Genomic DNA, 18,509 nt, shown 5'->3' with positions numbered 1-18,509 from the left:
GCCCGGCAAGTTCCGCCCCCGCCGACGCCCCCGCCGACGCCTCCGCCGCCCCACCTCGCGCGCTCGCCGCCACCGGCTTCGGATGCCGCCCGGCCACCACCCTGGCCCGCCGCACCGCCTTCTTCCCCGCCCGCCCCCGCGTCACGGCCCGCCCACCCCCATCGTCTGCAACCGCCCCACCCGCCACCCCTGCGCCGTCCGCACCAGCTCCGCCGACAACCGGCTCCGCTGCGTGCTCGCCTGCGCCCCCTCGCGCGCCACCGTGACCTCCACCGCCGCGATCAGCGTCGCCGCCCCCGCCCGACCGTCCACAGTGGTCAGTGCGGCGGACAGCAGCTTCGCGGTGGTCGTCGTGCGGGCGGTCTTGATGTCCCTGGCGTGCTGTTCCTTGTGCTGGCTCAGCTCCTCCAGCAGCGTCCCGGTGGCCACCGCGCGCCACCGCGCCAGCCCGGCCTCCACATCCCGGTGGTCCAGGGTGTTCAGCTCGACCACCGCCGCCTGTCCCGCCGCCAGCGCCGCGTCCCGCTCGACCGCCTGCCGCAACCCGGGATCACCGCTGGCCGACCACCAGCCCCACCCGAACCAGCCCGCGGCGGCCACCGCCAGCACCACCAGCACACCCAGCACGGCCTTCACCGGTTCTCCAGCCCGAGCAGTTGTCCCAGCGTCCGCGGACCGGGCTGCGGTCCGAGCAGACCCAGCGGGCCGGGCAGGTCCGGCGTCTGCTGGCGGGGTGCGGAGGGTGTCGCGGGGCGGCCGCCGTAGGGGGCGTTCTGGGAGCCGCGGACGCCGGTGGGGCTGTTCGGGGGTTCGGCGCAGTAGGCCTTGTTGTTCAGCGGGGCGTCGCTGGTTTCCTTGCCTGGGCGTTGTTTGGTGCCCTCGTAGCCCTTGGTGCAGCTGAACGGGTCGAAGAAGTTCAGCACCAGGCCCAGGTGGCCGGTGCCGTCACCGGAGGCGGTCGGCGAGGTCGCGGTGATCACCGGGAAGGCGACCAGCAGCTGTTCCAGTCCCGCGGTGCGGGCGCTGGTGATCCGGCTGGTGGTCAACAGGTTCGCCAGCAGCACCGACAGTCCGGTGCCGGAGCGGCGGAGCAGGTCGTCGGTGCGCGCGGCGACCTCGGGGACCTGTTCCGCCAGGGTGCGCAGGTGCGGGTCCGAGCGGCGGAGCTGGTCGGCCAGCTCGCGCAGGCTGCGGCTGTAGTCGGTGATCTGGCGACTCTGCTCCTGCTGGGTGCCGAGCACGGTCCTGGCGTTGGCGAGCAGCTCCTTGGTCTGCGGCAGGTGCTGGGCGGCGGTGCGGGTGAGGCTGTCCGCGCTCTCCAGCAGGCGGCGCAGGTCAGGGCCCGCGTCGGCGAAGGCGGTGTGCAGCTCGCCGACCACGGTGCGCAGCGAGTCCACCGGCACGCTCTTGACCAGCCGGTGCGCGTCGGCCAGCACCGAGGACACCTCCGCGGGAATGGCGGTGCGCTGCTGCTCGATCACCGACCCCTCGGCCAGGTAGGGACCGTTGGTGTGCTTGGGCCGCAGGTCCACGTACTGCTCGCCGACCGCGGACCGGGTGGCCACCACCGCCTCGGTGTCGGCCGGGATGGGCGGTGCGGAGTGCTCGATGTCCAGGTCCACGTCGAGTCCGCGCTCGGTCAGGTGCAGCTGGCCGACCCGGCCGACCGCGACGCCCCGGTAGGTGACCTCGGCGTTGGTGAAGATGCCGCCGGAGTCAGCCAGTCGCAGCGTGACCAGGTAGCCGCGCGCGCCGAAGAGCCGGTCCAGTCCGGCGTACCGCGCACCGACGTAGCTGAGACCGAGCGCGGCGATGGCCAGGAACACGCCGATCCGGATGATCACCGCGCGGTTCATCGGGGGCCACCCAGGAGGCTGTTCAGCAGCCCGCCGAGCCCGCCCAGCAGACCGGGATCGCCCGAGCCGCCAGGCATTCCGGGCGTACTGGGTGGCGCGGGCGCACCGGGCAGGAGCGGGGCGGCGGGCGGCTGCCCCGGGTTTCGCGGCGCGCCGCCTGGCGGCTGGATGATCGGCTGGTTGGCGCGGGTGAGGTTGTCCAGCACGGAGCTCAGGTCCAGGTCCAGCTTGACGTCGGCGTTGACGTAGTCGCCGCGCAGGGTTTGCAGGGTCTGGTCGGTGAACGGGAAGGTCACCAGGATCTCCAGCGACTTGGGCAGGTTCTCCCCCGCTTCGGCGATCTTGCGCAGCACCGGTTCCAGCAGCTTGAGGTCGGCGACCAGGTTGGCCGAGCTGCGGCGCACCGTGTCGGTGGCGGTCACCGCGAGCTTGTCCAGCGCCCGCAGCATCTCCACCAGCTGGTCCCGCTGGGTGTTGAGCACCGCGAGCCCCGGCGCGAGGTGTTCCAGCGCGGTGGTCAGGTTGTGCCGCTGAGCGAGGAGGGTCGCCGACAACCGGCTGAGCGAGTCGATCGCCCTGGTGATGTCGAGCCGCTGCCCGTCCAGGTCGGCCACCACCTTGTCCACTGTGGACAACAGCCCGCGCAGCCTGGCCTCGTTCCCGGCCAGCGCCGCGTCCAGCTCAGTGGTGATGGTCCGCAGCTGCCCGACCCCGCCGCCGTTGAGCAGCAGGGACAGCGCGCCGAGCACCTCCTCGATCTCGGTGCTGCGGTTGGTCCGCGCCACCGGGATCACCGCCCCCGCCGCCAGCTGGCCCGCCGGCTCCTTGGGCGCGGCCAGCTCCACGAACTTCTCCCCCAGCAGGCTCGACTGCCGCAACCGCGCGATCGCGTTGCCCGGCAACCGGACCGCCCCGTTCACCGCGAGCCGCACCTCCGCGCTCGCGTAGTCCGCGCCGAGCCGGATCTCCTCCACCCGCCCCACCGCGACGTCGTTCACCTTCACCCCGGCCTGCGGCACCAGGTCCAGCACGTCCGCGAAGTGCACGGTCACCCGGTACGGCGCCTCCCCCAGATCCGCCCCGCCCGGCAGCGGCACCCCGTACATCCCGGTGCACCCGGCGAGCAGCAGCACCGGCGCGAGCAACAGCCTGCGCATCATCGGCCTCCCAGCAGCGGCAGCTTGGGCAGGCGGCCCTGTTGCAGACCGGCCAGGATCTCCGCCGGGCTGGGCAGTTTCAGCACCCCGTCGAGCAGGGGGGCGAGCTGGGCGCAGGCGTCGCCGAGGAGCTTGGGCAGCTGTTTCGGGGTGCCGGCCTGGATGACCCGGCACAGCAGCAGGACCGGCGGATAGGTCAGTTCGTTGATCGCGCCGCGGACGGCGAAGGTGCCGGAGGCGGCGTCGTAGCTGTTGAGGTAGTTGGTGGCGGCCAGCGGGGCCACGTCGAGCACCTCGGCCAGTGCGGCCCGCTGGTCCACCAGCACCTTGGTCACGCTGGCCAGTTTGTCCACTGTGGACTTGAGGCGGTCCTGGTTGGCGGTGATGAACTCCTTGACGTCCACCATCGCCCCGGCCAGCGCCTCCAGTGCGCCGCCGAGCTGCTCGCGTTCGGCGGCCAGGTGTCCGCTGACCGAGGCCAGCCGGTTGTTGAAGGCGCGCAGCTGGCCGTCGGAGGCGACCAGCGCGGCGGTGAACTTGCGCAGGCCGTCGACGGTGCCGAACAGGTCCTTGCGGGAGCGGTTCAGGGTTTCCGCGGCGGCGGCGAGGTCCTTGACGGTGGCGTTGACCTTGGCGCCGTTGCCTTTGAGGTTGGCCGCGGCGGTGTCCAGCAGGCCGGAGAGCGCGCCGCCGCGGTTGGCGCCCTCGGGGCCGAGGGCCCGGCTGAGCTCACCGACGTTGCCGAGCAGCTCGTCCAGCTCGACCGGGATCGCGGTGCGCGCCAGCGGGATCTCCGCGCCGGCAGCCAGCTCCGGGCCCTGCTCGTAGGCGGGGGTGAGCTGGAGGTAGCGGTCGCTGACCAGGCTGGGCGCGATCACCACGGCTCTGGCCTCGGCCGGGACCCGGATGCCGCGGTCGAGCTCGAAGCGCACCCGCACCCGCTCGCCCTCCGGGGTCACCGCGCGAACCCGGCCGACCGGCACGCCGAGCACCCGCACCTCCGAACCCGGGTACAGCCCGACGGTGCGGGTGAAGAACGCGGTGGCCGTGGTGCCGCCGGAACCGCCCTGGAGCCAGACCAGGGAGGCGCTGAGCAGCAGCGCGATGACACAGGCGAAGACGAGGGCGCGGTGGATCATCGGCCGCCTCCGGTCAGCGGCGGGGTGCAGATGTTCTCGTTGATCTCGAACACGCCGATTTTGGCGTAGGGCGGGACCAGGCCGCAGAAGTAGCCGTCGAACCAGCGGCCGTTGCCGATGGTGTTGTTGAACAGCCGCACGTACGGGGCCAGGTCGCGCAGTCCGGCGCTGAGCTTGTCCTGGTTCTGTTGCAGGATCCCGGTGACCTTGTCCAGTTCGGCCAGCGCCGGGCCGAGCTGGGCCCGGTTGTCCGCGACCAGGCCCTTGAGCTGCTGGGCGAGCTCCTTGGTGCCGCGCAGCAGCGCGCTGATCGCGGCCTTGCGCCGGTCCAGCTCACCGAGCAACTGGCCGGCGTCGGCGATCAGTCGCCGGAGCTGTTCATCTCGACCGGCCAGGGTGCCGCTGAGCTGGGAGGTGTTGGCCAGTAACGCCGCCAGCTGGTCGTCGCGACTGGCGATGGTGCGGGAGAGCGCGGACAGGCCGTCCAGTGCGGACTTGGTCTTCTCCGGGGTGTTGCGGAAGGTGTCGGTGAGCACCCGGAAGCTGTCCGCCAGCTGCTGAGTGTCCACTTTGGACACGGTGTCGCCGAGCTGGTTGACCGCGTCGGTGACGTCGAAGGGCGTGGTGGTGCGGGCCAGCGGGATCGGCCGGTCCGGCGGCTGCGGTTGCGCGCCGTCGGGGACCAGGGACAGGTACTTGTCGCCGAGCAGGGTCTTGATCTCGATGGCCGCGGTGGTGCGCTCGCCGAGGCGGACCTCGGTGAGCCGGAAGCCGACCAGGACCTTGTTGCCCGCCAGGCTGATCGTGGTCACCCGGCCGACCTTGACCCCGGCCACCCGGACCTCGTTGCCGGTGCGCAGCCCGCCCGCTTCGGCGAACTCGGCGGTGTAGGTGGTGCCGCCGCCGATGATCGGCAGGTCTTCGGCGTGGAAGGCGGCCACGGTGCCCAGCAGCAGGCCGATCACGGTGACCGCGCCGATCCTGGTCTGCGCGCTCGCGCTCACCCGCCTCACTGGCTGCACCGTGGCGGCATCGGGGTGCCGGCCAGCGGCAGCACCGGCAGGTCCACGGTCAGGCCGAGCGCGCCGACGCCGACCTTGCCGGAGATGCGGCAGGCGAAGAAGTTGAACCAGCCGCCGTAGCTGGCCACCCTGGCGATCGAGCGGACCTTGGTGGGGAAGCGGTCCAGGAAGTTCTCCAGCAGGTCGCTGCGGTTGCCGAGCTGTCCGGCGATCTGGCCGAGCGCGCCGATGTCGGCCTTGAGCGCCGGCCGGGCCTGGTCCAACAGGTTCGCGGTGACCTCGGTGAGCTCGCCGAGCGCGGTGATGGCCGAGCCGATCGGCTGGCGCTGCGCGGCCAGGCCGCTGGCCAGTCGTTGCAGCTGGTCGAGCAGGCCGGTAAGCTCGCCGGTGCGGTCGTTGACGGTGTCCAGCACCGTGTTCAGGTTGGCCACCACCTCGCCGATCACCTTGTCCTTGGCCGCGATCGCGGAGGTGAGCGAGGCGGTGTGGCCGAGGATGCTCTCGATGGTGCCGCCCTCGCCCTGGAACACCTGGATGATCTCCCCGGCCAGCTTGTTCACCTGCTCCGGGTTGAGCGCCTGGAACAGCGGGCGGAACCCGTTGAACAGCACGGTGAGGTTGAGCGCGGGCCGGGTGCGGGACAGCGGGATCTCCGCGCCCCAGGGCAGTTTCTCCCGCACGTCGCCGTCCAGGGCAAGGGCGAGGTAGCGCTGGCCGACCAGGTTGCGGTACTTGACGGTGAGGGTGACCGCGGCAGGCAGCGGCACCGCACTGTCCACTTCGAACTCGACCCTGGCCTGTTTCTGGTCTGCCACCGCGATCTGGGTGACGCTGCCCAGGCGCACGCCGGACATGCGGACCTCGTCGCCGACGTTGAGGCCGGTGACGTCGGTGAACCTGGCCGAGTACGCCGACTTCGGGCCCGCGGTGGAGTTGGCGATGGTCAGCGCCAGCAACGCGGTCAGCGTCACGGTCACCGCGGTGAACACGGTGAGCTTGGCCAGTGGGGAGAACACGGTCATCGCAGGGTCACCTCCGCACCCCGGAACATCGGTCCGAGCATGAGCCCCGCCCACTCGGGCACCTCGGACACCGGTTTGCCCAGCAGGGGCGCGGCCAGCGCGCCGATCAGCTCGCGTTCCGGCCGGGAGCCGGCCAGCGCGGGCGCGGCGGCCGGGTGGGTGGAGCCGTCCTGCACCGGGCCGCCCGGCGGGTACTGCGGGAACCGGCCGGGCGGCACCGCGGGCGGATAACAGCGGGGGCCGCGCTTGTCCAGGTACTTGGGCACGTCCACGCCGGGCTGGTACTTGCCGCGGCTGGCGGTGATCTCCAGGGTGAACTTGGCGATGTGCGGGTTCTTGCTGCCCTTGCCGAAGGCGCGGTCCGCGTTGGGGATCATCGCGACCAGCTGCTCCAGCAGGCACGGGTACTCCGGCGCGTACTTCGCCAGCACCTCCAGGGTTGGCTTGCCCTCGGCGACCAGCGCGATCAGGTTGTCCCGGTTGACCTTCAGGAAGGCTTCCAGGTCCACCGCGGCCAGGGTGACGTTGCCGAACAGGGCGCGCAGGTTGTGCTGCTGGTCCAGCACGGTCCTGGTCGTGGTGGTGGCGTCGGCCAGCGCCTGCAACAGCTCCGGGGCGGCGGTGGTGTAGGTGTCGGCGACCGCGGCCAGGGCCTTGAGGTCGGCGCGCAGGTCCGGCAGCGAGCCGGAAAGGCCGTCCAGGTAGTCGCCGAGCCGGACCAGGGTGTCGCCGAGCTGCTTTCCCCTGCCCTGCAAGGCGTTGGCCATCGCGGTGAGGGTGGCGGAGAGCTGGTCGGGGCGGACCGCGGTGAGCACCGGGAGCAGGTCGTTGAGCACGTTCTCGATCTCCACCGCGGCCTGGCTGCGGTCCAGGCCGATGGTCTGACCGTCCACAAGGGACTTACCGCTGCGCTGGGCCGGTGGTTGCAGGGCCACGTAGCGCTCGCCGAAGAGGGTCTTGGGCAGCAGCCGGGCGGTGACCTCGGCCGGGATCAGCGAGATCCGCTCCGGTTGCAGGGCCAGTGCCAGCACCGCGCGGTCCGCGCCCGCCCTGATCTCCCTGACCTCGCCGACGATCAGCCCGCGCACCTTGACATCCGCGCCTGCCCGCAGCTGCGTGCCCGCCCGGTCCACCTCCAGCAGCACGGTGGCCACCGGGGTGAACGCCTTGCGGTACACCGCGATCGAGCCCGCCACGAACAGCGCGACCACCAGCAGGAACACCAGCCCGAGGAGCTGGCAGCGCAGAGGTGAGAGGCGATCGTTCATCCGGCGATCCGCACCGTGGTGGTGGAGCCCCAGATGGCCAGGCTGAGGAACAGGTCGAGGAACATCTGCGCCACGATCGCCGCGCGCACCGCCCGGCCCACCGCCACGCCGACCCCGGCCGGTCCGCCGCTGGCGGTGTAGCCGTAGTAGCAGTGCACCAGGATGATCACCACGGCGAACACGATCACCTTGAGGAAGGACCACAGCACGTCGGCCGGTGGCAGGAACAGGCCGAAGTAGTGGTCGTAGGTGCCCGCGGACTGGCCGTAGAACAGCACCGTGACCACCCGGGAGGCCAGGTAGGAGCAGAGCAGGCCGACCACGTACAGCGGGACCACCGCGCCGAGCCCGGCCAGGATGCGGGTGGTGACCAGGTAGGGCAGGCTCGGCACGCCCATCACCTCCAGCGCGTCGATCTCCTCGGAGATGCGCATCGCGCCGAGCTGGGCGGTGAACCCGCAGCCGACCGTGGCCGAGAGCGCCAGCCCGGCGGAGAGCGGGGCCACCTCGCGGGTGTTGAAGTAGGCCGAGATGAACCCGGTGAGGGTGGAGGTGCCGAGCTGGTTGAGCGCGGAGTAGCCTTGCAGGCCGACGACCGCGCCGGTGAACACGGTCATGCCGATCATCACGCCGAGGGTGCCGCCGATCAGCGCGAGCGCGCCGCTGCCGAAGCTGACCTCGGTGAGCAGCCGCAGGATCTCCTTGGTGTAGCGGCGGATCGCGAGCGGGATCAGGCCGAGGGCGCGCAGGCAGAACCAGAGCTGGCGGCCCAGTGCCTCCAGCCCGGGGACCGGCAACCGGGGTTTGCGCGCCAGCACGACCACCGGCTCACCCGCCCTTGGCCGGGACGAGTTGCAGGTACACGCCGGTGATCACCATGTTGATCAGGAACAGCAGCAGGAAGGTGATCACCACGGCCTGGTTCACCGCGTCCCCGACGCCTTTGGGCCCCGCGGAGGGGTTGAGGCCGCGGTAGGCGGCCACGATCCCGGCCACGAAGCCGTAGAGGAAGGCCTTGAACTCGCTGATCCACAGGTCGGAGAGCTGGGCCAGTGCGGAGAAGCTGGACAGGTAGGCGCCGGGCGTGCCGCCCTGCAGCACCACGTTGAAGAAGAACCCGCCGAGCACGCCGACCACGCTGACGACCCCGTTGAGCAGCACCGCGATCAGCATCGCGCCGAGCACGCGGGGCAGGATCAGCCGGTGCACCGGGGAGACCCCGAGCACCTCCATCGCGTCGATCTCCTCGCGGATGGTGCGCGCCCCGATGTCCGCGCACATCGCCGATCCGCCCGCCCCCGCGACGAGTAACGCGGTGATCAGCGGGCTGGCCTGCTGGATGATGGCCAGCGCGCCGGCCGCGCCGGTGAAGGACTGCGCGCCGATCTGCTGGGTCAGCGAGCCCAGCTGCAGCGAGATGACCGCGCCGAAGGGGATCGCGACCAGCGCGGTGGGCAGGATGGTGACGCTGGCGAAGAACCAGGCCTGCCGGATCGACTCGGCCAGCGGGAAGGGCCTGCGCGGCAGGCAGACCAGCACCTCCCAGGAGAGCACGGCCATCCGCCCGACCTGGCGCAACGCCGCCAGGCCCGGAAAGCCCTGCCCCACCGGGGAAGCCGTCACCCGACCACCCCGAACGCGTGCGTCGCGGTGGCCCCGCCGTCGGCGGCGAACTCCCCGCCGGTGCAGTAGGAGCTCTCGTCGCTAGCCAGGAACAGCACCACGTTGGCCACCTCCGCGGGCTGGCCGATCCGCTTCATCGGCACCAGCTTGCCCATCGCGCCCCGGTCCAGCTCGATGCCGCCCAGCGCCTCACCGGCCATGCTGGTGTCCATCGCGCCGGGGTGCACCGAGTTGACCCGGACCCCCTGCGCGGCCAGTTCCAGCGCGGCCACCTTGGTCATGCCGCGGATGGCGAACTTGGTGGCGGTGTAGGCGGACAGGGTCGGCATGCCGGCCAGACCCTCCACAGAGGACAGGTTGACGATCGAGCCGCGCCTGGCCCCGGTCATCACCGGGATCACCGAGCGCATGCCGAGGAAGCAGCCGACCTGGTTGACCCGCACCACCCGCTGGTAGTCGGCCAGCGTGGTCTGGGCCAGCGGCGCGAAGTGCAGCACGGCGGCGTTGTTGACCAGCACGTCGATCCGGCCGAAGTCGGCGACGGTCTCGGCCACCACCCCGGCCCAGTCGTCCTCGGCACCCACGTCCAGGTGCCGATATCTGGCCTGGGGACCGAGCTCGGCGGCCAGGCCGGTGCCGGTGTCATCGGCGATGTCGGCCAGCACCACCCGGGCGCCCTCGGCGACGAACCGGCGGGCGACGGCCTCGCCGAGGCCCCTGGCGGCGCCGGTGACCAGTGCGACCTTGCCCTCCAGCCTCACATCAGCTCCTCGGTCAGCGGTAGCAGCACGGTCTTCAGCTCGGTGTAGGCCTCGAAGGCGCTGCGCCCGCCCTCGCGGCCCAGCCCGGACTGCTTGAAGCCGCCGAAGGGCAGGTGCGGTTCGACGGTGAAGCCGTTGATGCCGATGGTTCCGGCGCGCAGCTTGCGGGCGAGGCGGAAGGCACGCTGGGCGTTGGCGGTGTAGATCCCGGCGCCCAGGCCGTACTCGGTGTCGTTGGCCAGCCGGATCGCCTCGTCCTCGTCGGTGAACGGGACCACCGCGAGCACCGGGCCGAAGATCTCCTCCCGCGCGATGGCCATCTCGTTGTGCACGTCGGCGAAGATGGTGGGCTGCACGAAGTTGCCCGTGCTCAGCTCACCGTCCACCCTGGACCCGCCGGTGACCAGCCGAGCGCCCTCTTGCTGGCCGCGGTCGATGTAGCCGAGCACTCGTGCCAGCTGGCGTTCGTTGATCAGCGGGCTGGCCAGGGTGGCGGCGTCGAACGGGTCGCCGTAGGTGATCGCGGCGGCCATCATCTGCGCGCCGGCCAGGAACTCCTCGTAGACCTCCCGGTGCACCAGGGCCCGGCTGTGCGCCACACAGGCCTGGCCGGACAGGCCCATGGTGACCGTGCCCATCGAGGTCATCCCGGCCAGGCCGACGTTGGGCGCGTCCGGGAACACCAGGCTGGGGCTCTTCCCGCCCAGCTCGAGGGAAACTCGTTTGAGGGTCCCGGCGGAGGCTTCCACGATCCGCTTGCCGACCGCGCGGCTGCCGGTGAAACTGATCTTGTCCACCGCCGGGTGGGTGATCAGCGCCTCGCCGACCGACTCACCGGGTCCGGTGACCACCGAGACCACCCCGTCGGGCAGCCCGGCCTCGGCGAACAGTTCGACCATGCGCAGCACGGAGAAGGTCGCGTACTCCGAGGGCTTGAGCACCACCGTGCACCCGGCGGCCAGCGCGGGCGCGAGCTTCTGCGCGAACAGCAGGAACGGCGCGTTCCAGGGCAGGATCGCGGCCACCACGCCGATCGGCTCGCGGAAGGTCATCGCCAGGTGGTCGCCGCCCTGGTACGGCGGCAGGGTGTCGCCGCCGAGCTTGTCGATCCAGCCCGCGTGGTGGTCGAAGACGTCAGCGGCCGCGCCGACCGAGGTGGTGTAGATCCCGCCGAAGGACAGCGGCACGCTGTTGTCCAGCGCCTGCAACCGTTGCAGCTCGTCGGTGTGCTCGCGCAGCAGGTTGGCGTAGCGGTGCAGGGTGCTGATCCGCACCCCGGCGCGGGCGTTGGGCCACGGCCCGTCGTCGAAGGCGCGGCGCGCGGTGCGCACGGCTTCGTCCACATCGGACCCGGCAGCCACCGCGAAGGTGCCGATCTCCTCACCGGTGGCCGGGTGCCGGTGCCGCCACACCGCGCCGTCGGCCGCGGCCCGCCACTTGCCGTCGATCAGCAGGTGACCCTCGGACAGGCCCGCGGTGTCCCGGTGCGGCAACACGGTGAGCGGCATGGCTACTCCTTTGCAGACGGTCAGGGGCGGGCCTGGAGCGCGTTCAGCTCGATGCAGGCGAAGCCGCGGTCGGCCGGGCGGCCGGTGAAGTACTCGCCGACGGTGGCGTCCAGCTCGGCCAGGCTCCAGGTCTCGCCCGCGCTGACGAACCGCTGTTCCACGCTGGGCGGGGCGAGCAGCGCGACCATGCCGCCGTGCACCACGAACACCTGCCCGTTGATCGACTCGGCCACGGGCGCGGCGAGGTAGGCCACGAACGGCGCGACGTGTTGCGGGTCAAGGGGATCGAGTCCCTCGGCGGGGGCCTCGCCGAAGACGTGCCGGGTCATGCCGGTGCGGGCGCGCGGGCAGATCGCGTTGGCGCGCACGCCGTAGTGCGCCAACGCCCTGGCGGTGGAGATGGTCAGCGCGGCGATCCCCGCTTTCGCCGCGGCGTAGTTGGCCTGGCCGGGTGAGCCGAGCAGGAAGGACTCCGAGGCGGTGTTCACGATCCGGCCGTACACCGGCGCGCCGGTGTGCTTGGCCTGCTGCCGCCAGTAGGCGCTGGCGTTACGGGACAACAGGAAGTGCCCGCGCAGGTGCACCCGCACCACCAGGTCCCAGTCCTCGTCGGAGAGGTTGAACAGCATCCGGTCGCGCAGCACCCCGGCGTTGTTGACCACCACGTGCAGCCCGCCGTACTCGGCCAGCGCGGCGGCCAGCAGCGCGTCCGCGGTGGCCCGCTCGGCGATGTCCCCGGCGACCACGGTGGCCGCTCCCCCGGCTTCCTGGATCAGTGCCAGGGTCTCCTCGGCCGCGCCGGGCAGGTCGTTGAGCACCACGCTCGCCCCGGCTTTCGCCAGGGCCAGCGCTTCGGCCTGCCCCAGTCCGGCGCCGGCGCCGGTCACCACGGCGACCTTGCCGGACAGGCTCACCCCGTTGTCCACAAGCGACACCCGCCTAGTCGAAGGTCACGATCTGCCGGATCACCGTGCCGCCGGGCAGGGTGGACAGGCCGTCGTTGATGTCATCCAGGGGCAGCCGGCGGCTGATCATGCCGTCCAGGTCGAGCAGCCCCGCCCGCCAGAAGTCGATCATCTTGGCCGAGTCGCGGCGGACGTCGGCCGATCCGTAGAAGGAGCCCAGCAACCGCTTCTCGTGCAGGAAGAGCTCCTGGGCGGAGAAGGTGACCTGGGCGTCGGCCCGGCCCGCGCCGACCACGACCACGGTGCCGCCGCGGCGGGCGGAGTCCCAGGCGGAGCGGATGGTGGCGGGCAGGCCGACCACCTCGAAGGCGTAGTCCACGCCCTCCCCGCCGGTCAGCTCGCCGAGCAGGCCGGGCAGCTCCTCCGGGGTGCCGGTGTGCGTGGCGCCGAACTTGAGCGCGGCCTCGTGCTTGTCCCGCACCGGATCCACCGCGATGATCGTGCTGGCCCCGGCGATCCGCGCGCCCTGCAAGGTGGACACGCCGACCCCGCCGCAGCCGATCACCACCACGGTCGAGCCGGGTTCCACCCTGGCGGTGTTGAGCGCCGCGCCCGCGCCGGTGAGCACACCGCAGCCGATCAGCGCGGCGATCTCGAACGGCACGTCCTCGGGCACCTTGATCGCCGCGGGCGCGGGCACCACCAGCTCCTCGGCGAAGGTGCCGCAGCCGGCGAAGCCGAACAGCGGCTGGTCGCGTGAGGTGAAGCGGGGGTGGGTGAAGGACTCGATCGCGTACACCGCGCACAGGTGTGGCTGGCCGCGCAGGCAGTTCTTGCAGCGCAGGCAGGCAGGCACGAAGGTGATCAGCACGTGGTCGCCGACCGCGAGGTCGGTCACCGCGGAGCCGATCTCCACCACCTCGCCCGCGCCCTCGTGGCCGAGCACGCCGGGCGCGAGCGCGGGCAGGGTGCCGTCCATGGCGTGCAGGTCGCTGTGGCAGATGCCGGAGGCGCGCACCGCGACCCGCACCTCCTGGGGGCCCGGCGGGACCGTGGCCACATCGGAGCGCAGCTCCAGCCGGTCGTCCCCCACCTGGTTCAGCACGGCAGCCTTCACCGGTCCACCCCTCGACGAGTAGTGCGGCCTCGGATGGGGACCGACAGTAGAATGTGTTCTCACTCCGAGCAAGGGCCAACTGAGTGGCACGGGTGTTTCTTCGAAAGAACGTGTTCTAGTATCGGGATATGCGGATCGCGTACTCGCGGGAACAGCAGCAGCTGCGCGCGGAACTGCGGGCCTACTTCGCCGAGCTGATGACGCCGGATCGCCGCGCGGCGCTGACCTCCGGCGGCGGGGACTACGGCGACCGCGCCACCTATCTGGAGGTGGTGCGGCAGATGGGCCGGGACGGCTGGCTCGCGCTGGGCTGGCCGCGCGAGTACGGCGGGCAGGCCAGGCCGCTGCTGGACCAGCTGATCTTCACCGACGAGGCGGCCACCGCGGGCGCGCCGGTGCCGTTCCTGACCCTCAACAGCGTGGCGCCGACCATCATGCGCTTCGGCACCGAGGAGCAGAAGTCCTTCTTCCTGCCCAGGATCGCCGCGGGCGAGCTGCACTTCGCCATCGGCTACTCCGAGCCGGAGGCGGGCACCGACCTGGCCTCGTTGCGCACCAGGGCGGTGCGGGACGGGGACGAGTGGGTGGTCAACGGGCAGAAGATGTGGACCAGCCTGATCCAGTACGCCGACTACGTGTGGCTGGCCTGCCGCACCGATCCGGACGCGCCCAAGCACAAGGGGCTCAGCGTGCTGATCGTGCCGACCGACGTGCCGGGGTTCTCCTGGACGCCGGTGCGCACCATGGCCGGTCCTGGCACGAGCGCCACCTACTACAGCGATGTGCGGGTGCCGGCCGGGGCGCTGGTGGGCGAGCAGAACAAGGGCTGGCCGCTGATCACCAACCAGCTCAACCACGAACGCGTCGCGCTCACCTCGGCCGCACCGCTGCGCACCGCGTTGCAGGAGGTGCTGGACTGGGCGAAGGCGGCCAAGCTGCCCGACGGCGGGCTGGTGGCCGACCAGGAATGGGTGCGGATCCACCTGGCCAGGGTGCACGCGAAGGTGGAGTACCTGAAGCTGTTGAACTGGCGGATCGCCTGGGGCGCGGCGCACACCCCGACCCCGGCGGACGCCTCGGCGACCAAGGTGTACGGCACCGAGCTGGCCACCGAGGCCTACCGGCTGCTGATGGAGGTGCTCGGCCCGGCCGCGACGCTGCGCGCGGGCGCGCCGGGGGCCGTGCTGCACGGAAAGATCGAGCGGCTGCACCGCTCCTGCCTGATCCTGACCTTCGGCGGCGGCACCAACGAGGTGCAGCGGGACATCGTGGCCGCCACCGCCCTCGGCCTGCCCATCCGCCGCTGACTCGTGTCCCAGGGAGACTCCGTGGACTTCAGCATGACCGAGGCCCAGCAGGCACTGTCCACTGTGGCCGGTGAGATCCTGGCGCGTGAGGTGACCCAGGAGCGACTGCGCGCGGCGGAGTCCGGGCCGGACCGGTTCGACCGTCCACTGTGGAATAATCTTGGCGCGTCCGGGCTGCTCGGGGCCGGTATCCCTGAGCAGCTGGGCGGTTCCGGCTACGGCGTGCTGGAGCAATGCTCGGTGCTCATCGCGCTGGGCCGGGCGGTGGCTCCGGTGCCCTATCTGGCCTCGACCGTGCTGGCCGCCTCCGCGATCGCGGAGTTCGGTGACCCGGCGGTGCGGGAGCGCTGGCTGCCGGGCGCGCTGAGCGGGGAGTCGGTGCTGACCGCGGCGCTGACCGACGAGTCGGCCACCACCGCCGAACGCACCGCCGAGGGCTGGCTGCTCAACGGCGCCAAGACCGCGGTGCCCGCGGGCGGGATCGCCGCACTGTTCCTGGTGTCCGCGGACACCCCGGACGGCCGCCGGGTCTTCCTGGTGACTCCAGAGGATTCGCGGGTGTCGGTGCGGCGGCAGGAGGTCGTCGACGGCGCGGGCACGGCCTGGCTGGAGCTGAGCGGCACTCCGCTGTCCGCCGACCGGGTGCTGGACGGCGCGGCGGTGGAGTTCCTGCACACCAGGGGCGTGCTCGGCTGGTGCGCGCTGCAGCTGGGCGTCACCGAGCGGGCGCTGGAGCTGACCGCGGCCTACGCCCGCGAGCGGGTCCAGTTCGGCAGGCCGATCGGTCAGTTCCAGGCGGTGGCCCAGCGCCTGGCCGACGCCTACGTCGACGTCGAGGGCATCCGGCTCACCCTGTGGCAGGCGGCCTGGCGGGTCAGCGAGGGCCTGCCCAGCTCGGAGTCCCTGGCCACGGCCAAGTTCTGGGCCGCCGACGCAGGCCACCGGGTGGCGCACACTGCGGTGCACGTGCACGGCGGCGTCGGCATCGACCTGGACCACCAGCTGCACCGCTACTTCACCGCCGCCAAGCACGCCGAGTTCGCACTGGGCAGCGCCACCCCCCAGCTCCGCACCCTGGGGGCCGAGCTGCTGCGCCGCCCCTAGCGGAGCTTGGACAGGCGTGCCACGGTCTCGTCGAACTCCTGGACCAGGTCGGCCATCAGGTCGGCGACCGGGCGGATCTGGTTCATCCGGCCGACGATCTGGCCGACCGGCATGGCCACCACCTCCGGGTCGTCGGCCGCGGCGAGGCGGTGGTGGGCCTCGTTCACCAGGAGGTTCTGCAGCGGCATGGGCAGGGGTTCAGGCGCGTCGGGGGCGGACCAGGCCTCGGTCCAGCGGGTGCGCAGCAGGCGCGCGGGTTTGCCGGTGTAGATGCGCGAGCGCACGGTGTCGCTGGAGCGGGCGGCCAACAGGGCCCGCTGGGTGGCCGAGTTCGGGCCGCCGAGGGTGTACTCGGCGCTGGTCAGCCAGCAGGACCCCATCCAGACCCCTTGCGCGCCAAGGGCAAGCGCGGCCGCGGCCTGGCAACCGGAACCGATCCCGCCCGCGGCTAGCACCGGGACCCGGCCGCCGACCGCGTCCACGATCTCCGGCAGCAGCACCATGGTGGCGATCTCCCCGGTGTGCCCACCGGCCTCATAGCCTTGGGAGACCACGATGTCCACCCCGCCGAGCATGTGGCGGACCGCGTGTTCGGCCCGACCGGCGAGCGCGGCGACCAGGACGTCGTGCTGGTGCGCGCGGTCGATGACGTCGATCGGCGGCGGGCCGAGGGCGTTGGCGATCAGGCGGATCGGGTGGCCGAGGGCGACGTCCACATGGGACCGGGCGACCGAGTGCAGCCAGCCGAGCACCCCGCCGGGCTCGCCCGCTTCGGCCTCCGGCACGCCCAGTTCGGCCAGGGTGCGCTGGACGAACTCGCGGTGTGCCGGCGGGATCAGCGCGTCCAGGTCGACCGCGGTGCCCTCCTTCGGGGCGGCGGCAGGCATGACGATGTCCACGCCGTAGGGCCGGCCGCCGGTGTTGGCGTCCATCCAGTCCAGCGCGGCGTCCAGGTCCTCGGCGCGGTTGTAGCGCACGCAACCCAGCACGCCGAGGCCGCCGGCGCGGCTGATCGCGGCGGCCACGTGCTCGGACGGGGTGAAGCCGAGCACCGGGTACTCGATGCCCAGCACCTCACACAGCGACGTTCGCATCCGGGTGCTCCTCGACGTAGCGTTGGGCCCAGCGGTAGTCCGGTTTCCCGCTGACGGATCGGCCGATCTCCTCGACCAGCCACAGGCTGCGCGGCACCTTGTACCCGGCGATCAGCTCGCGCACGTGCCGGTCCAGCGCGGCGAAGGTCGGCGCGGCCCCTGGTCTTGGCTGCACCAGGGCGGCCACCCGCTGGCCGAGGCGCTGGTCGGGGATGCCGACCACGAGCGCGTCCAGCACGTCCGGGTGGGACTTGAGCGCGCCCTCCACCTCCTCCGGGTAGACCTTCTCGCCGCCGGTGTTGACGCAGGTGTTGCCGCGCCCCAGCAGGGTCACCGTGCCGTCGATCTCGACCCTGGCGTAGTCGCCGGGGATGGCGTAGCGGCGGCCGTCGATCTCGGTGAGCATGGTCGCGGTCTTGGCCGGGTCCTTGTAGTAGCCCAGCGGCAGGTGCCCCGACCGGGCCAGGCGGCCGACAACCCCTGGGGCGACTGGCTTCCCGGCCTCGTCGATCACCACGGTGTCCGCGTCCACCTTGACCCTGGGCCCGTCGTTGGGCTGGCCGTCCCGGCCGACCACGCCGATGCCGCTGAACCCGGTCTCGGAGGAGCCGATCGTGTCGGTGAGCATGAGGTTGGGCAGGGCTTCGAGGTACTGCTGCTTGACGCTGGGCGAGAACAGCGCGGCGCTGCTGGAGATGGCGAACAGCGAGGAGGCGTCGTAGCCGCCCCGGTGGTATGCCTCGATCAGCGGGCGGGCCATCGCGTCACCGACGATGGTGAGCACGTTGACCTTGTGCCGCTGGATCGCCTGCCACACCTCGTCGGCGTCGAAGTGCGGCACCAGCACCACGGTGCCGCCGCCGAACAGGCTCTGGAAGGTGGCCCACTGCGCCGCGCCGTGGATCAGCGGCGCGACCGGCAGCCGCACCAGCGCGAAGTCCTTGCCCGCGCGGCATTGCTGCCATTCGTCCGGCAGCCGGGCGCCGCTGAAGAAGTCGATGCCGCCGCCGAGCACCCGCCACACGTCCTCGTGCCGCCACACCACGCCCTTGGGATGCCCGGTGGTGCCGCCGGTGTAGAGGATGTAGCGGTCGTCGGGGCTGCGCTCGGCGAAGTCGCGGTCCGGTTCGCCGTCGGCGAGCGCGTCCCGGTAGGGCACCCCGGCGAACTCGGCTCCGGACTCGTCCGGGATCACCACGGTGTGCCGCAACCGGGGCACCTGCGGCAGGATCTCGGTCACCAGTGGGCCGTGCCGCTGTTCGTGGACCAGCGCGACCAGGTCGGCGTTGTCGTAGAGGTACTGCAACTCGTTCTTGAGATAGCGGTAGTTGACGTTGATGGCGACCGCGCGCAGCTTGTACGCGGCGATCATCGCCTCCACCGCCTCGATGGAGTTGCGCGCGTGCACCCCGATGTGCGAACCGGGTACGACCCCGTTTTTTCGCAGGTGGTGGGCGAGTCTGTTGGACCGCTCCTCCAGCTCCGCGTAGCTGACCTGACGGCCGCCGCAGATCACGGCGACGCGCTCGGGGACGAGATCGACGGCATGTTCGACGAGATCCGCTATGTTGACGGCCACGCTTCGAAAGTAGAACGTGTTATCGTTGTCCGGCAATAGCCCATGGA

At 71.8% G+C, this 18,509-nt stretch carries 17 protein-coding genes; 2 read left to right on the top strand and 15 right to left on the bottom strand.

What is annotated here, in order from left to right; all coding sequences use genetic code 11:
- Positions 1–141 precede the first annotated feature (141 nt).
- From ACWDY5_RS38115 to ACWDY5_RS38055, 13 genes are read right to left on the bottom strand one after another with little or no spacing between them, the layout of a single operon-like run.
- Positions 142–636, bottom strand: coding sequence for a hypothetical protein (locus ACWDY5_RS38115; protein WP_449726998.1), 495 nt, complete (start codon positions 634–636; stop codon positions 142–144).
- On the bottom strand, positions 633–1,856 hold the full coding sequence (locus tag ACWDY5_RS38110; RefSeq protein ID WP_449726997.1) for an MCE family protein: 1,224 nt from the start codon (positions 1,854–1,856) through the stop codon (positions 633–635). Before ACWDY5_RS38110 ends, ACWDY5_RS38115 begins: the two co-directional genes overlap by 4 nt.
- Positions 1,853–3,013, bottom strand: coding sequence for an MCE family protein (locus ACWDY5_RS38105; protein WP_449726996.1), 1,161 nt, complete (start codon positions 3,011–3,013; stop codon positions 1,853–1,855). The genes ACWDY5_RS38110 and ACWDY5_RS38105 overlap by 4 nt, the downstream gene beginning before the upstream one ends.
- Positions 3,013–4,152 carry an MCE family protein gene (locus ACWDY5_RS38100; RefSeq protein ID WP_449726995.1) on the bottom strand — a complete coding sequence of 380 codons (1,140 nt, stop codon included), beginning with the start codon at positions 4,150–4,152 and terminating at the stop codon, positions 3,013–3,015. The genes ACWDY5_RS38105 and ACWDY5_RS38100 overlap by 1 nt, the downstream gene beginning before the upstream one ends.
- Positions 4,149–5,165, bottom strand: a complete 1,017-nt coding sequence (locus tag ACWDY5_RS38095) for an MCE family protein (protein WP_449726994.1) — start codon at positions 5,163–5,165, stop codon at positions 4,149–4,151. Before ACWDY5_RS38095 ends, ACWDY5_RS38100 begins: the two co-directional genes overlap by 4 nt.
- Complete coding sequence (locus ACWDY5_RS38090; protein WP_449726993.1) at positions 5,162–6,196, bottom strand: MCE family protein; 1,035 nt, start codon at positions 6,194–6,196, stop codon at positions 5,162–5,164. The genes ACWDY5_RS38095 and ACWDY5_RS38090 overlap by 4 nt, the downstream gene beginning before the upstream one ends.
- Positions 6,193–7,464: an MCE family protein gene (locus ACWDY5_RS38085; RefSeq protein ID WP_449726992.1), complete on the bottom strand. Its 1,272-nt coding sequence runs from the start codon at positions 7,462–7,464 to the stop codon at positions 6,193–6,195. The genes ACWDY5_RS38090 and ACWDY5_RS38085 overlap by 4 nt, the downstream gene beginning before the upstream one ends.
- Entirely contained in the window at positions 7,461–8,279 is an 819-nt protein-coding gene (locus ACWDY5_RS38080; RefSeq protein ID WP_449727002.1) for an MlaE family ABC transporter permease, read from the bottom strand. Before ACWDY5_RS38080 ends, ACWDY5_RS38085 begins: the two co-directional genes overlap by 4 nt.
- Before the next feature lie 13 nt (positions 8,280–8,292).
- On the bottom strand, positions 8,293–9,024 hold the full coding sequence (locus ACWDY5_RS38075; RefSeq protein ID WP_449727001.1) for an MlaE family ABC transporter permease: 732 nt from the start codon (positions 9,022–9,024) through the stop codon (positions 8,293–8,295).
- Positions 9,025–9,083: 59 nt separating this feature from the next.
- Entirely contained in the window at positions 9,084–9,848 is a 765-nt protein-coding gene (locus ACWDY5_RS38070; protein ID WP_449726991.1) for a glucose 1-dehydrogenase, read from the bottom strand.
- Positions 9,845–11,356: an aldehyde dehydrogenase family protein gene (locus ACWDY5_RS38065; protein WP_449726990.1), complete on the bottom strand. Its 1,512-nt coding sequence runs from the start codon at positions 11,354–11,356 to the stop codon at positions 9,845–9,847. The genes ACWDY5_RS38070 and ACWDY5_RS38065 overlap by 4 nt, the downstream gene beginning before the upstream one ends.
- A 20-nt stretch (positions 11,357–11,376) precedes the next feature.
- Positions 11,377–12,270, bottom strand: a complete 894-nt coding sequence (locus ACWDY5_RS38060; protein WP_449727000.1) for a 3-oxoacyl-ACP reductase — start codon at positions 12,268–12,270, stop codon at positions 11,377–11,379.
- A gap of 25 nt (positions 12,271–12,295) precedes the next feature.
- Entirely contained in the window at positions 12,296–13,378 is a 1,083-nt protein-coding gene (locus ACWDY5_RS38055; protein ID WP_449726989.1) for a zinc-binding dehydrogenase, read from the bottom strand.
- 128 nt (positions 13,379–13,506) lie between these two features.
- Between ACWDY5_RS38055 and ACWDY5_RS38050 the strand changes: the two genes are divergently transcribed.
- Positions 13,507–14,685: an acyl-CoA dehydrogenase family protein gene (locus tag ACWDY5_RS38050; protein ID WP_449726988.1), complete on the top strand. Its 1,179-nt coding sequence runs from the start codon at positions 13,507–13,509 to the stop codon at positions 14,683–14,685.
- Positions 14,686–14,706: 21 nt separating this feature from the next.
- Positions 14,707–15,789 carry an acyl-CoA dehydrogenase family protein gene (locus ACWDY5_RS38045; RefSeq protein WP_449726987.1) on the top strand — a complete coding sequence of 361 codons (1,083 nt, stop codon included), beginning with the start codon at positions 14,707–14,709 and terminating at the stop codon, positions 15,787–15,789.
- Here the strand turns inward: ACWDY5_RS38045 and ACWDY5_RS38040 are convergent.
- Both ACWDY5_RS38040 and ACWDY5_RS38035 read right to left on the bottom strand, forming a co-directional pair.
- Positions 15,786–16,883: an NAD(P)H-dependent flavin oxidoreductase gene (locus ACWDY5_RS38040; RefSeq protein ID WP_449726986.1), complete on the bottom strand. Its 1,098-nt coding sequence runs from the start codon at positions 16,881–16,883 to the stop codon at positions 15,786–15,788. The two genes, ACWDY5_RS38045 and ACWDY5_RS38040, sit on opposite strands and share 4 nt — an antisense overlap.
- Complete coding sequence (locus ACWDY5_RS38035; RefSeq protein ID WP_449726985.1) at positions 16,864–18,462, bottom strand: acyl-CoA synthetase; 1,599 nt, start codon at positions 18,460–18,462, stop codon at positions 16,864–16,866. The genes ACWDY5_RS38040 and ACWDY5_RS38035 overlap by 20 nt, the downstream gene beginning before the upstream one ends.
- Positions 18,463–18,509 lie beyond the last annotated feature (47 nt).

This window comes from Crossiella sp. NPDC003009, assembly GCF_053591555.1.
The sequence above is the reverse complement of the archived record's forward strand: the minus strand, read 5'-3'. Positions and strand labels throughout refer to the sequence as shown.